This is a genomic window from Chryseobacterium sp. 2987 (genome assembly GCF_031456375.1).
Classification (GTDB): Bacteria; Bacteroidota; Bacteroidia; order Flavobacteriales; family Weeksellaceae; genus Chryseobacterium; species Chryseobacterium vaccae.
Genome location: NZ_JAVDUN010000002.1, coordinates 832009 through 846338 on the forward strand (window position 1 = coordinate 832009; position 14330 = coordinate 846338).

The 14330-nt window shown below is 36.8% G+C and carries 17 protein-coding genes; 10 read left to right on the forward strand and 7 right to left on the reverse strand.

The features are described 5' to 3' along the window. Positions 1-25: 25 nt before the first annotated feature. Positions 26-376 carry a preprotein translocase subunit SecG gene (secG, locus tag J2Y40_RS08785; protein WP_153398480.1) on the forward strand — a complete coding sequence of 117 codons (351 nt, stop codon included), beginning with the start codon at positions 26-28 and terminating at the stop codon, positions 374-376. A gap of 57 nt (positions 377-433) precedes the next feature. On the opposite strand, the gene J2Y40_RS08790 is transcribed toward secG, so the two are convergent. Then, a complete protein-coding gene (locus J2Y40_RS08790; protein WP_153398478.1) occupies positions 434-1273 on the reverse strand; it encodes a glycosyltransferase family 2 protein in 840 nt (279 codons plus the stop codon). After that, positions 1269-1880, reverse strand: a complete 612-nt coding sequence (gene recR, locus J2Y40_RS08795; RefSeq protein WP_153400004.1) for a recombination mediator RecR — start codon at positions 1878-1880, stop codon at positions 1269-1271. The genes J2Y40_RS08790 and recR overlap by 5 nt, the downstream gene beginning before the upstream one ends. A 264-nt stretch (positions 1881-2144) precedes the next feature. Here recR and J2Y40_RS08800 point away from each other — a divergent pair, with 264 nt between their 5' ends. The 5 genes from J2Y40_RS08800 (at position 2145) to J2Y40_RS08820 (ending at position 6029) form a co-directional block, all read left to right on the forward strand. Then, positions 2145-2750: a hypothetical protein gene (locus J2Y40_RS08800; RefSeq protein ID WP_153398476.1), complete on the forward strand. Its 606-nt coding sequence runs from the start codon at positions 2145-2147 to the stop codon at positions 2748-2750. A gap of 19 nt (positions 2751-2769) precedes the next feature. After that, on the forward strand, positions 2770-3261 hold the full coding sequence (locus J2Y40_RS08805) for a hypothetical protein (protein ID WP_309998429.1): 492 nt from the start codon (positions 2770-2772) through the stop codon (positions 3259-3261). Positions 3262-3374: 113 nt separating this feature from the next. Beyond that, positions 3375-4817: an aminoacyl-histidine dipeptidase gene (locus J2Y40_RS08810; RefSeq protein ID WP_153398472.1), complete on the forward strand. Its 1443-nt coding sequence runs from the start codon at positions 3375-3377 to the stop codon at positions 4815-4817. Between the two features lie 75 nt (positions 4818-4892). Beyond that, on the forward strand, positions 4893-5474 hold the full coding sequence (locus tag J2Y40_RS08815) for a TIGR00730 family Rossman fold protein (protein ID WP_153400002.1): 582 nt from the start codon (positions 4893-4895) through the stop codon (positions 5472-5474). A 15-nt stretch (positions 5475-5489) separates the two neighbouring features. After that, on the forward strand, positions 5490-6029 hold the full coding sequence (locus tag J2Y40_RS08820; RefSeq protein WP_153398470.1) for a hypothetical protein: 540 nt from the start codon (positions 5490-5492) through the stop codon (positions 6027-6029). Positions 6030-6106: 77 nt separating this feature from the next. On the opposite strand, the gene J2Y40_RS08825 is transcribed toward J2Y40_RS08820, so the two are convergent. Further along, positions 6107-6436 carry a 2Fe-2S iron-sulfur cluster binding domain-containing protein gene (locus J2Y40_RS08825; RefSeq protein WP_062701105.1) on the reverse strand — a complete coding sequence of 110 codons (330 nt, stop codon included), beginning with the start codon at positions 6434-6436 and terminating at the stop codon, positions 6107-6109. Positions 6437-6514: 78 nt separating this feature from the next. Next, positions 6515-7570, reverse strand: coding sequence for an NAD(P)/FAD-dependent oxidoreductase (locus J2Y40_RS08830; protein ID WP_153398468.1), 1056 nt, complete (start codon positions 7568-7570; stop codon positions 6515-6517). Positions 7571-7726: 156 nt separating this feature from the next. On the opposite strand from J2Y40_RS08830, the gene J2Y40_RS08835 reads away from it, so the two are divergent. After that, positions 7727-8497 carry a DUF3108 domain-containing protein gene (locus J2Y40_RS08835; RefSeq protein WP_153398466.1) on the forward strand — a complete coding sequence of 257 codons (771 nt, stop codon included), beginning with the start codon at positions 7727-7729 and terminating at the stop codon, positions 8495-8497. 237 nt (positions 8498-8734) lie between these two features. Here J2Y40_RS08835 and pheS read toward each other — a convergent pair whose 3' ends face one another. Continuing rightward, a complete protein-coding gene (gene pheS / locus J2Y40_RS08840; RefSeq protein ID WP_153398464.1) occupies positions 8735-9745 on the reverse strand; it encodes a phenylalanine--tRNA ligase subunit alpha in 1011 nt (336 codons plus the stop codon). Positions 9746-9871: 126 nt separating this feature from the next. Beyond that, complete coding sequence (locus J2Y40_RS08845) at positions 9872-10531, reverse strand: YceI family protein (protein ID WP_153398462.1); 660 nt, start codon at positions 10529-10531, stop codon at positions 9872-9874. A 76-nt stretch (positions 10532-10607) separates the two neighbouring features. Here J2Y40_RS08845 and J2Y40_RS08850 point away from each other — a divergent pair, with 76 nt between their 5' ends. Next, on the forward strand, positions 10608-11543 hold the full coding sequence (locus J2Y40_RS08850; RefSeq protein WP_153398460.1) for a sulfate/molybdate ABC transporter ATP-binding protein: 936 nt from the start codon (positions 10608-10610) through the stop codon (positions 11541-11543). 515 nt (positions 11544-12058) lie between these two features. On the opposite strand, the gene J2Y40_RS08855 is transcribed toward J2Y40_RS08850, so the two are convergent. Beyond that, positions 12059-12403 carry a zinc ribbon domain-containing protein YjdM gene (locus tag J2Y40_RS08855; protein WP_309998436.1) on the reverse strand — a complete coding sequence of 115 codons (345 nt, stop codon included), beginning with the start codon at positions 12401-12403 and terminating at the stop codon, positions 12059-12061. Between the two features lie 56 nt (positions 12404-12459). Here J2Y40_RS08855 and J2Y40_RS08860 point away from each other — a divergent pair, with 56 nt between their 5' ends. Together J2Y40_RS08860 and J2Y40_RS08865 are read left to right on the forward strand one after the other, a co-directional pair. After that, complete coding sequence (locus tag J2Y40_RS08860) at positions 12460-12903, forward strand: hypothetical protein (protein ID WP_153398456.1); 444 nt, start codon at positions 12460-12462, stop codon at positions 12901-12903. A gap of 75 nt (positions 12904-12978) precedes the next feature. After that, the gene (locus J2Y40_RS08865; protein WP_153398454.1) at positions 12979-14184 is read left to right on the forward strand and encodes an RsmB/NOP family class I SAM-dependent RNA methyltransferase; all 1206 of its coding nucleotides are present in this window, start codon (positions 12979-12981) and stop codon (positions 14182-14184) included. Positions 14185-14330 lie beyond the last annotated feature (146 nt).

The following is a 14330-nucleotide window of genomic DNA, read 5'->3' on the forward strand; positions in this document are numbered from 1 at the left end:
CCCATTCAAAAAGATATCAGAATTAATGGATACTATATTTACACTATTGATGGTTCTTGTTATGATTGCCAGCGTTTTATTGGTAATTGTTGTTATGGCTCAAAATCCAAAAGGTGGAGGCCTTTCCAGTACTTTCGGAGGTGCATCTTCTGCACAGTTTGGAGTACAGAGAACCAATGATTTCATGGAAAAAGCAACATGGACGTTAGGAGGAATAATTATTGTTCTTATCCTTATCAGTGTTGTGGTTACCGGAAAACCATCAACAACAGCTCCGGCACAACAGCCTGTGAAAAAAGAGGCTCCGGCAAAGCAACAGTCTGCTCCGGCTTCTACTACAACTCCGGCTCAAACCCCGGTAGCTCCGGCAAAATAATAAAAAGTCTATACTTTTATATAAAACAAAAGCAGTTCAAATTATTGAACTGCTTTTTTATTTGAGCTTGATTCTTTCAATTTTATGTCTCAGTTTTAGCCCGGCCTTTAAAAACGAATACTGAACCGGTTTGGAGCTTTTATAATACTTATCAATAAAAATCTGCATTGCTCCGTAGAATCTTTCGAGGTACACCTCATCTTTAACCGTACTCTCTCCTTTATGATGAAGAATGGAAGCTTTTCCGTAATAATAATTCTTATAGCCGTGCTTCAATAAAGTATAACAAAGATCAATATCCTCACCATACATGAAATAGGCTTCGTCTAAGCCTCCTATTTTCTCATACACGTCTTTTTTCACCAGTAGAAATGCCCCTGTAACCACCTCTACTTCTGCTACAGCATATTCATTAATATCATTCCTGTAATAGGACTTTGAATTGTTCTTTTTAAAGTTGGTAAACAGCTTTTCAAAAGAATTGAACATATCAGGAACAGAACGTTTGCTTTCAGGCAGAAAAACACCTTCCGCATCATGCATTCGGACTCCAAGTCCTCCAAAATCCGGCTTAGAATCGGCAAAATCCAGAAGTTCCTGCATGTAGAAACCTTCCAGTTCCGTATCAGGGTTTAAGATCAGAAGATATTCTCCGGATGCTGTTTTAATGGCTTTATTATTGGCTATGGCAAAACCGTCATTAGATTCTGAGGCAATGAAACGAACTTCCGGAAATTCGGAGACCAGATCTTTCCACGAGCTGTCCGTAGAGGCATTGTCAATAACGATAATTTCACAGGTCTCCTTATCTGTATATTTCTGAACAGATAAGAGACAGCTTCTGAGCAGCCGGGTAACATTATAATTAACGATAATAACTGACAGCTTCATATTAATCTTTTTCGTTATACGGAAGCCTGTTCATAATAGATCTTCCCAAAGAAATTTCATCGGCATATTCCAACTCATCCCCTACTGAAATTCCTCTGGCAATACTGGAAAAACTTACATTGAAGTTTTTAAACTTTTTATAAATATAATAAGCTGTTGTATCTCCTTCCATCGTAGCACTCAGTGCAAAGATGAATTCTTTGACTTTTCCCTCATTCAGCTTTCTTTCAATACTAGGGATATTCAGCTGGGAAGGTCCTATTCCTTCCATTGGTGATATTTTCCCGCCTAAAATCAGATATTTCCCCGTAAACTTTCCTGTATTTTCAATAGCAATAACATCTCTTACATCTTCTACAATACAGATCAGCTCACTGCTTCTCTTCTCGTTATCACATATTTCACACACATCAAAATCTGAGAAATTATGACATTCTCTACAATATTTTATTTCATTAACAAGATTAATTAAGGAGTTTCCGAGGCTCATCGCCCTGGAGCTAGGCTGTTTCAATAAATGAAGAGCGAGTCGCAAAGCCGTTTTCCGTCCTATCCCGGGCAGTCCCGAAATTTCATCTACTGCCTTTGCCAAAACTTTACTAGGGTAATCCATAGCGCAAAAATAAGGAATATAGTTGAGTAGTACCAATGGTTTTGAGTTCAAGATTTAAGGTTTAGGGTTTAGGGTTTAGGGTTTAGGGTTTAGGGTTTAGGGTTTAGGGTAAAATAAACAATAGCAGTGCAATTGCATATCTCTCATCTATTCATCCATTATCTTTTATCCTTTATCTTCTCCCTTATCCCTCTTTTTTCCTCAATCTCTAAAAAAACCTTTATCTTTGAGCTCTAAATATTAATTGGAAGAAAAAATAAACTAATGGTACTTAAAAATCTTAATTATCCGCTGGATTTCAAATTTAAAATCACAACACTAGCCGGCGATTTCAACATTACTGATAAAAACGGAAACTATGTAGCCTATGTTCGTCAGAAAATGTTCAAACTAAAAGAAGATGTTATTGTTTTCAATGATGAAAGCAAGTCTAAAGAGTTGTTCAGAATCAGAGCCAATCAATGGATCGATTTCAATGCATCATATTCCCTGAACGACATTACTGAAAACAAAAATTACGGAAGACTGGCCAGAAAAGGGATGCGTTCTATCTGGAAAGCAAGCTATGATATTCTTGATGCCAATGATCAGCCAAAATTCAAAGTACAGGAAGACAGTGCATGGGTAAGATTCTGGGATGGTTTCGTAGGTGAAATTCCAATCATCGGAATGTTTACCGGTTATTTCCTTAATCCTTCTTACACCGTAACCGGAATTGACGGGAAAGCCTATTTTAAAATGAAAAAAATGCCTTCATTCTTCGGAAGAAGATTTCAGCTGGACAGACTGATTGATATTGATGATGAAGACGAAAGTCTTGTGATCTTATCATTACTGATGATGGTTCTTCTGGAAAGATCAAGAGGCTAAACCACAAAAACAGCACACAATGAAATATCTGATTATTTTCTTTTCAGCACTACTTTTAACCGCGTGTAAAAAGGACAAAGGTTCTGTTACCAATACACCAGCTGCCGATTCTTTGAATATAACAAAGGATTCTCTAAAAGCTCAGGCTTCATCAGAAAAAATCCTGGTGGATATCTTTCCTTTTCCGAAAGAAATCAAAGAATGTTCATGTTATTTTGCCAGAAACAAGGCTGATTTTGAAGCTGAAAAATATATTTATGCCGACGATGCCGGAAAAACAGCTTATATGAAGCTGGACGGGCAAAGACTGGCTATGAACCTGATCTCTTCAAGCGATATGGAAGCTGATGAAGAACTCACCAAAGAAATAGAAAACGATAACTACAAAATCTCTGTAAAAGGTAAAAAAATAAAAGGCGAAGAGGCTTTATTATTTGAAGGAACCCTGACGATTGAAAAACCAGACGGGACTACAGAAACAATGCCGATCTACGGAGAATGCGGATGTTAAGACGATAAGGCTGCTTGGCCAATTGGGATAATTATCCTAAAAACGACTTACAAAAATGCTTCTGAATTCACGGAAGCATTTTTTATTTCGTAATTTTGAGAAAAATAAATTTCATGGAATTATCTAATATAGAACCGCAGATTATCTGGAAAAATTTCTCCAGACTGAATGCTGTTCCAAGACCATCAAAGAAAGAAGAAAAAGTAATTGCTTTCATCAAGGAATTTGGTGAAAATCTGGGACTTGAAACTACTGTGGATGAAGTAGGAAATGTCATCATTAAAAAACCGGCTACTGCCGGAATGGAAAACCGTAAATCCGTTGTGCTTCAGTCGCATTTGGATATGGTTTGCCAGAAAAACAATGACATTAATTTCGATTTTGAAACAGAAGGTATCAAGATGGAAATTGACGGAGACTGGGTAAAGGCAAAAGGAACTACTTTAGGAGCTGATAACGGCTTGGGAGTAGCAACGATCATGTCGATCCTTGAAAGCTCTGATATTCCCCACCCTGCCCTGGAAGCACTTTTCACCATTGATGAGGAAACAGGAATGACAGGAGCCTTAGGTTTAAAACCGGGACAACTAACAGGTGAGATCCTGCTGAACCTTGATACGGAAGAAGATGACGAAATCGATATAGGCTGTGCAGGAGGTGTTGATGTAACCATTACCCAGCAATATGAAACTGAAGCTCCGAAAGGGCAGACCGTAAGAATTGAAGTGAAAGGACTTCAGGGAGGACACTCCGGAATGGACATTCATAAAGGCTTCGGAAATGCCAATATTATTCTGGGAAGACTTCTTTACAAAGGTCTCGCGAAAGAAAATATTCAACTGATCTCTATTGACAGCGGAGGTCTTAGAAATGCCATTCCAAGAGAGGGTGTTGCTATAGTTTCTGTGAGAAATGCCCAAGAATTCATCGAAGAGGTAACCGTTCTTAAAAAAGAAATTTTAGAAGAATTTGCTTCCGTTGAACCGGGAATCCAGATTAATATTGAAAACTCTACTTCAGCGGAGAAGGCAGTTTCTGAAGACGATTCCAGAAAGATCATCCTGACTTTAAAATCGCTTCACAACGGAGTTTACAGAATGAGCCCGGACGTGAAAGATCTTGTAGAAGCATCTAATAACGTAGCCAGAGTGGAATTAAAAGGCGGAGAACTTAAAATATTAAACCTTACCAGATCATCTGTAGATTCTTCCAAATATTCTGTAGCGGAACAATTAAAATCTGTAGCGGAATTAGCCGGAATGAATGTAGAATTCAGCGGATCTTATCCGGGATGGAAGCCTAAGCCGGGTTCTGAGATCGTTCAGATAATGGAAAAGCTGTACACAGAAAAATTCGGAGAAAAACCTCATGTAGTAGCTTGCCACGCAGGACTGGAATGCGGAATCATCGGAGCTAATTACCCAGCAATGGAAATGGTAAGCTTCGGACCTACGATCAGAGGAGCGCACTCTCCTGATGAGAAAGCAAATATTCCTTCAGCACAGAAGTTCTGGAGCTTTACAAAAGATATTTTAGCGAATATCCCTTTGAAATAAATCAAATAATATTGTTATATTGAATATCCAAAGTCTTATGATTTTGGATATTTTTAATTTTAAACTCATTCAATGATGAAAAGTATCACCGTATTTTGCGGGTCAAGCTTCGGCTCGGATAAAATCTATGAAGAACAGGCCTTTTTATTGGGCAAAACATTGGCCAAACAAGGCATACAGCTTGTATATGGAGGCTCGGAGACCGGTTTAATGGGAACAATAGCCAACGGAGCCTTAAGTGAAAACGGAAAAGTGACCGGCGTTCTTCCTCAGTTTTTAAAATCAAAAGAAATCGCCCATAAAAATTTAACAGAGCTTATTCTTGTAGAAACCATGCATGAGAGAAAGACTAAAATGAATGAGCTTTGTGATGGTGTTATCGTCCTTCCCGGAGGTTATGGAACGTTGGAAGAGTTCTTCGAAATGATCACCTGGGCACAGCTTGGTCTTCACAAAAAACCCATTGGGATTCTTAATATTGACGGGTTTTATGATGACTTAATAAAACTGGTTCAGACCATGGTGGATAAAGGTTTTTTAAAGCAGGTGAACCTGGATATGCTTTTGATAAGTGGAAACATCGAAGAACTTTTGGAAAAGATGAGAAACTATCAGGCACCTACAGTTGGTAAGTGGATTTCGAAGGATAAAGTTTAAAATAATGATTGATAAATGATGATTAAATTTATATTGATATTATTCTCTTCATTCCTTTTAAATAATTTTTGTAAGGCGCAAAAATCAAGATACATCTTCAAAGAATATACAAATGATCTGAATAATGATAAAATTCCTGACAATATAGAAATTGAAAGCGTTAAATGTAAAAATAATTATATTGGAGATCATGATGATATGAACTGTAGAATTGTAAGAATAGACTTGTTACAAAAAGACGGAACATCTTCATTTTCTACATCAAACAATAATATTGTGCCTTGTTCAGACTGTAATGAAGATCTCACAGATCCTTTCAAGGATTTAAAAATTAGAAAGAATAGTTTTTCTATTATTCTAGCCTACCAATTGGTTCCAGAAGGGACAAAAATGAAAAAAAAAATTACTTTTAAGTATGATAAACTTTCAAATAATTTCATTCTTCACAAAGAAGTTAGAATATCTGAATCCTATAAAAATGGGGAAGTTGAAAGTAAAACAAAAGTTCAAACGGTTAAAGATTTTGGAACAATTTATTTTTCAGATTACAGATAATAGCTTTTTTAGCATAAACAAAACCTCCCGAAGAAAATCTTCAGGAGGTTTTTATATTAATTAAATTTAAAATATTCTTAAGGATAAGGAGCGATTTCTACTTCCAATCCTTCCATTTCATTAACGATGTGCAGCTGGCATCCCAGTCTGCTGTTATCCTTTACATGGAAAGCTTCTGCAAGCATGGCGTCTTCTTCGGCACCCATTGGCTCAAGCCCCGGATCGTTGATTACATATACCTGGCATGAAGCACACATAGCCATTCCTCCGCATACACCAATGGTGCCTTCTTCGGCCAGTTCATAGGAACGGATGATTTCCATGAGGTTCATAGACATATCCGTAGGGGCTACTACATCGTGGGTTACTCCTTCTCTATCGGTGATTTTAATATTGATATCGTTCATTTACTGATAATTGCTGGTTAATAGTTAATGACAAACAGATTTTTTATTTCTGATACCATCATTTTCCCTGCAGCAAATTTAGTCAATTTTTTTAACAACTGCCTTCTCAGCTTCTTTACGGCTTCCGTCAAATCCGTCTACCCCACTTACTGTTGTATATTTCAGAACGAATTTTTTCCCAGGATTTAATCTGTTGTATACACTCTGACACATTAAAGTAGCTTCGTGGAATCCACAAAGAATCAGCTTTAATTTACCAGGATAGGTATTGATATCACCAATGGCATAGATACCATCGATATTGGTCTGATAATCCAGAGCATTGTTGACTACAATCGCATTTTTTTCGATATTTAATCCCCAGTTTCCGATTTCTCCCAATTTTGGAGTAAGACCGAATAAAGGAATGAAATAGTCTGTTTCAATATCATAAGCCTCCTGACCTTCTACTTCTACCGTAATGGCTTCCACTTTACCTTCACCTTTAATACCAGTAACTTCAGCAGGAGTAATCAACTTGATTTTTCCCTGATTTTTAAGGTCCTGAACTTTTTCTACGGAATCAAGAGCTCCTCTGAACTCATTTCTTCTGTGAATCAAAGTAACTTCACTGGCAACATTAGAAAGGAAAATACTCCAGTCAAGAGCAGAATCTCCGCCTCCTGCGATCACCACTTTTTTATTTCTGAAGTGCTCAGGCTCTTTTACAAAATATTCAAGCCCTTTTTCTTCATAATCAGCGATATTCTCAATCGTAGGTTTTCTTGGTTCAAATGTTCCAAGCCCCCCTGCAATAGCGATAGCTTTTGCTCTGTGAACCGTTCCTTTGTTGGTAATCACTTCAAACCATTCATCATCTACCTTGGTGTAAGAAACCGCGGTCTCTCCCAACGTGAATCCAGGTTGAAACTGCTTGATCTGTTCCATTAGATTATCAACCAATTCTCCGGCATTTACCGAAGGATACCCCGGAATATCGAAAATAGGCTTTTTAGGATAAAGCTCGGCCAACTGTCCTCCCGGCTGTGGAAGTGCATCAATAATATGGCACTTCATTTTCAATAATCCTGCTTCAAATACAGCAAAAAGCCCGGTAGGTCCGGCACCTATGATCAATATATCGGTAGTTATCATAATAAAAAGATAATTTAATTATACATATAACTGCAAATTTACTAATTTTAATGCGAAGCATATTTAATTGATTCTAAATAAAAACCTGAGATTTATCAAATACCTTCAAAGATCCGGTATTTTTAAATTTGGCAGTGTTTTTGTAAAAGTCATATCATGAAGAAAATTTTAAATCTTTTTGCAGTATTCCTGTTCTTTTTGGGCCATGCTCAGGTTGATAATATCGCTGATGGTGAATCTATTACCCTCAGAATACATTATGGCATCCTGAATGCCGGAACAGCTAATCTTACCACCAAAACCACAAACTATATGGGAGTTCCCCATCTGTATGTGAAAGGTACAGGGCAAACCACGGGTGCCGTAAAGGCATTCTTTAAGGTAGAAGATCTGTATGAAAGCTTTATTAATATACATACCGGCCTGCCGAGTTTTTATGTAAGAAATGTACGTGAAGGCAGCTACCGCCAGCATTTTGAAACTGTTTTCAATCATAACGATAATACTTTGATCTTAACGGATAAGAAAACTCCGGCCAACGGTTCAAAAGTGATTAAATCGGTAAAAGGAGTTCAGGATATGCTTTCCTGCTTTTATTATCTGAGAAGCAAAAGCCCCAGTGAGCTGAAAGTAGGCACTGTTATCAATATGAATGTATGGATTGATGATGAAATGTTCCCTTTCCAGCTGAAAGTAACCGGAACAGAAGATCTGAAAACAAAATTCGGGAAAATCAACTGCCTGAAAATTATCCCGTCCGTAAAAAGCGGAAGAGTTTTTAAGGAAAAAGAAGGTGTTACGATGTGGGTTTCCAATGATGCCAACCATGTTCCTATGTTATTGAAAGCTGAACTGGCTGTAGGCTCTCTGAAAGCAAGTATCGATGATTACAAAAATGTAAAGTACCCTTTAAAGTTTACAAAATAAAAGGAGTAACTTTTTATAAAAAATGTCTGTAAAATTTTACAGACATTTTTTTATTCCGGATGTAATATTTTGCGAAAGACGATTGTCTTAATAATAAGAGCCGGGAGAAGTTGCTTTTCCCGGAAGCCTTAAAAAAACACGTTGTAATTTTTCAATAAGATCGTTTTTAATTACGTTTTGTTTCTTAGGTCAGTAATTAAAAACAAAAACCTCCGGAAATTCCGGAGGTTTGATTTTTTATAATGTTTTAAACTGTTCTAAAGTTCTGATATCATTTTCAAAGAACATTCGGATGTCGCTCATCTGATAAAGAAGCATTACGATTCTTTCAATACCCATCCCGAAAGCATATCCTGAATATTTCTCAGCATCGATATTCACATTTTTCAGTACGGCAGGGTCTACCATTCCGCATCCCATGATCTCAAGCCATCCTGTACCTTTGGTGATTCTATAATCTGTTTCAGAGTTTAATCCCCAATATACATCAATCTCAGCACTCGGTTCTGTGAACGGGAAATACGAAGGTCTCATTCTGATCTTTGATTTTCCGAAAAGTTCTGTAGTGAAGAACTGAATGGTCTGCTTAAGATCTGCAAAGCTTACGTTTTCATCAATATATAATCCTTCAATCTGATGGAAAATACAGTGTGAACGTGAAGAAACCGCTTCATTTCTGAACACTCTTCCCGGAGACAAAATTCTGATAGGCGGCTGGTTTTCTTCCATATAACGGATCTGTACAGAAGATGTATGCGTTCTTAAAAGAATATCAGGGTTCTGCTCAATGAAGAAAGTATCCTGCATATCTCTTGCCGGATGGTATTCAGGAAGATTCAATGCTGTAAAGTTGTGCCAGTCGTCTTCTATTTCAGGACCATCGGCTACAGCAAAACCTATCGACTTAAAAATTTCGATAATTCTATTTTTTACCAGGTTGATCGGATGTCTTGACCCCAAATCCAAAGGAAAAGCAGGTCTTGTAAGATCTTCTTTTTCAACAATAATTGAAGACTGGGAAGCTTCTTTCAGATCTTCCAGTTTTCCGTTAACGGCCAGCTTCAAAGTATTAATTTTCTGTCCGAAATCTTTTTTCTGGTCGTTAGGAATTGTCTTTAATGTTTCATAAAAATCATTCAGAACCCCTTTCTTCCCATTGTACTTGATTCGGAAGTTTTCTATTTCCTCCTTTGATGTGGCATTGAAGCCGTTTACCTCGGTAAGTAGTTCTTCTATCTTTTCTATCATTGTTTTACCCTTTCAAAATGTTTTGCAAAAATACGGTTTTTAAGTTTAATAATGAATCTGTCATAAAAAAATCTGCCCCTTTTTCGGAGGCAGACTTCAATCACTTATTTCACTTAAATAAAAAAATTATTTCTTTTCTAAAGCTTTAACGTTGATCTGAAGGGTTACCTCATCTTTAATCACTCCGTTTTCAGCAGGGGCCTGGAATTTTACTCCAAACTCTTCTCTTTTGATATCCTTAGGCTCAGTAGCAACACTTACTTCTCCATCTTTTATAGAAACATTAGCTTTAAACTGAACCGGTTTTGTAATTCCTTTGATCGTTAAATTACCATCTAATAAAGTATTATAATCCCCTTCAGTAGTAGGCGCCACTTTTGTAATTTCAAAAGAGGAGGTTGGAAATTTTTCTACTTCAAAGAAATCCCCGCTCTTAAGATGTCCGTTTAATTTACCTAAACTTTCTGCATCATCTTTTAAATCTACAGAGGTTAAAGAGTTCATATCAGCAACAAATTTTCCGCTTTCAAGCTTTCCGTCTTTTACCGTCACATCACCACTTTCAAATTTTATGGTTCCAAAATGGCTTGTATTTTCCGACTTGAATACTTTATATCCTTTCCATTCCACTTTACTGTTCAGTGTATCCAGTGTATACTGGCTTCCGTCTTTAGTAGTCGTCACTTCATTACTTTCGCTTGTAAGAGGCTTGTCTTTTTTACAAGAAACCGCTACAGCAGCGATAAATAAAGCGGGAATAGCTAATGAAAACAGTTTTTTTCTCATTTTTTGATACATTTTTATTACTTCTGCTAATATAATAAAAAAAATTATGTTTTCATAAAAACCTTACATTTGTAATATGCTATTAGAAATAAACAATTTATACTTCTCCCATACCAAAGAAAAACCGCTGTTTCAGAACCTTAATCTGAGATTTGAGGAAGGTAAAATCATTGCTCTGGCAGGAGAAAGCGGTTGCGGAAAATCTACTCTTCTAAGTCTTATTTACGGACTTCTGGATTGGGAAAGCGGTGAAATTATTTTTAATGAAACCCATCTTCTGGGCCCAAAAGGCAACCTTGTTCCCGGAGAAGCAGAAATGAAATTCGTTGCCCAAAATTTTGACCTTATGCCCTATGCTACCGTTGCGGAAAATGTAGGGAAATTTATTTCTAATATCAATTTAGCCCAGAAAAAAGAAATTGTCCTAGAACTTCTGGAAGTAGTAGGACTTCAGGAATTTGCCGATGTCCTTCCTAAATATTTAAGCGGGGGCCAACAACAGAGAGTAGCCATAGCAAGAGCTCTTTCTGTACTTCCTAAACTGCTTATTTTAGATGAACCTTTCAGTAATCTGGATTTTCCAAGAAAAATAGAACTTCGTGAAAGACTGTTCAGATATGTAAAACAGCATAAAATCTCCCTGATTATTTCTACGCATGAGCTTCAGGACATTATGCCGTGGCTTGATCAGATCGTGATTCTTCAAGGTGGAAGATTAATTCAGAATGACGGTCCTGAAGCAACCTATAAAAATCCTTATAATTCTTATGTTGCGAAACTTTTCGGAGAAGTGAATATTTTTGATGAAACTGAGATTGCCACTTTCCGGCTTTCAAAATCTTTTTATTACCCAAAAGAAATAAAACTCACTGAAAACGGACTGGAAGCCAAAGTTCTTGAAAGCAGGTTTGCCGGAACCCATTACTGGAATAAGATCAGGGTAAAAGATAAGGAAATGGTGATGTATACTGACGAAAAGATAACAGGAACTATTGGTATTTCATTGGGTTAAAAATCCGACTATTTATTCCCTACACTTCTCATAACCCAAAGATTATCTTATACTTATTGTTAGTTTGTGGATAAAAAAACACCAATACAGGAAGCTGATTTTGAAACTTTTTCCTACATTTGTATTCACACAGCATAAGGAAATTTTTGGTTAATTCTCTTTCTGCCTTAAGACGGACATTAGCAGCTCTTTGCAATTAAGTCTTTGAAAGATTACACTGTCCAATTCTTTCCTTTTTTTATGCGCTTACCACAAATAGTTTTTGGACTAATCTTAAAAAATTAAGATAAGCAAAAGCGATTCCTCTTATTAAGCTTTGTATTGATTTGTTGAGTTTACGCCTTTACACTCAATTATTATGTATTCTTTGTTTGGCTTTGCGATTAAATTTTTCTGCCACTAATACACGAATCATTATTATTAGTGCATTAGTGGCAAAAAAATAAAAAGCAGTTCGGATAATTTCTTTTATCTTTTATTAAAATCCAATTACCAGCCGCCAAAAGCCAGCGGCATTACGCTTTCTTTACAAACTCTGATTTCAGAGCCATAGCACCAAAACCATCAATTTTACAGTCAATATTATGATCGCTTCCCGGGCGAAGACGTATATTTTTCACTTTTGTTCCGGCTTTTACCGGCTTTGGAGCACCTTTTACCGGAAGATCCTTGATTACCACCACAGAATCCCCATCCAAAAGTTCATTTCCGTTAGAATCCAGAATCTTTCCTTCATTAGCGGTCTCCGCGGCGGTCTCTTCAGGATTCCACTCGTAGAAACACTGGGAACACACCATCATATTATCGCTCGGATAAGTAAATTCAGAGCTGCATTTCGGACAAAGTACAGTATCACTCATATTTTTAATTTTTTACAAAGTTAATTTTTTAATATTTTTAATTAAAATTTTCAACCATGAGATATTTATGCTTTTTATGGTTATTGCTGTCCATCGGATGTAAAAAACAAAAAATGCTGGGTGATAAAGATCAATATCTGGTGGGAAAGTGGAAAATAATGAACCAGCCTTTTGATTTTTTCCCTTTTGATTATCGTGATGAACAATGTGCATTAGATAAAAATGCAGCTGTTGAAATCAATGATAATGGAACACTTGTTTTCTCTTCTACTCAATGTGAATTTTCGGAAGATTATCGTATCCGGGATTTCTGGCTGGAAATTCAGCACAATAAAAAAACTATTGCTTACGGAATTACCAAAGTCAGTGACCGTAAAATTATTTTATTCGGGAATCACTTTCCTTCCTATATTCTAAAACATAAAAGAATTCCTGAAGAGCAGATCTTACGATATGACAAGGAAGGATTTCAGATTGTACTGGAAAAATCAGACGATTGAAAAGCACTTATTTTCATTGTACAGCTTCTCATTTAAAAATCGTACTTTTGCAGATTCAAAACAGCAGACCCAATTATGGAACTTATTCACAGAAACCTGGCGATCGGAATTCACGATGCTTTGCAGGAAACATTTTTCGAGAAAAATAAATATGCCGATAAAGTAATCGAAAGACTTTTAAAAGCTAATAAAAAATGGGGAAGCCAGGACAGAGCCGTTGTTTCTGAGATCTTCTATAATATTATCCGTTGGAAAAGACGTCTTGAATATTATATGGGGGAAGGGGTAAAACCCAACAACATTTACAAACTTATCCTTGCTTATCTGCTTTGGAGCAAGACCAATTATAAAAAGTTTGAAGAATTTGACGGAATAAAAATCGCAGATATTCTTACCAAGCTTAAAAAAAATACAGTTCCTACCAAAGCTATTGAACATTCTATCCCTGAATGGCTGGCTGAAACTTTAGAAAAAGAACTGGGCTCCAACTGGGAAAAAGAAATGCACGCCCTGAACGAGCAGGCTCCGACTGTTTTAAGAACCAATACTTTAAAAACATCAACCAAAGAGCTGATTTCTGATCTTGCTGATGAGAACGTTGTTTCCTATCCGATTAAAAATTATCCGGATGCCGTACAGCTGGAGGAAAAGAAAAACGTATTTCTTACCACGGCTTTCAAAGAAGGATTATTTGAAGTTCAGGATGCTTCGTCACAGAAGATCGGGTATTTCCTTGATGTAAAAGAAGGCCAGAGAGTGGTGGATGCATGTGCAGGAGCCGGAGGAAAGACCCTTCACCTTGCTGCATTAATGGGAAACAAAGGACAGATCATCGCTTTAGATATTTTTGAATGGAAGCTTGCCGAGCTGAAACGCCGCGCCAAAAGAGCCGGAGCTCACAATATTGAGACCCGTATGATTTCTGACAATAAAGTAATCAAACGCCTTCATGAAAAAGCAGACCGTCTTCTGATTGATGCTCCATGTTCAGGACTGGGCGTTTTAAAAAGAAACCCAGACAGCAAATGGAAAATTGATCAGGATTTCATCGACAGAATTAAAAAAGAACAGCAGCAGATTCTTCAGGATTATTCCAAGATGCTTAAAAAAGGCGGAAAAATGGTATATGCAACCTGTTCCATCCTTCCTTCAGAGAATAATCTGCAGGTAGAAGAATTCCTTAAAAACAACCCTGGATTCAAGATGATCAAGGATGAAAAGGTGATGCCAAGTACAGGATACGACGGATTCTATATGGCATTGATCGAAAGAGTTTCGTAAACCAGATTTATCAATACAATATATAAACTACTCTATTTTCAGGGTAGTTTTTTTGTTTTTTAAAGCTTTTATGTAACATCAGAACATTCAATCTCTACTCATTAATCAGGGTAACTGTTTTATTTTTAAACCTGTAAAGTCTATTT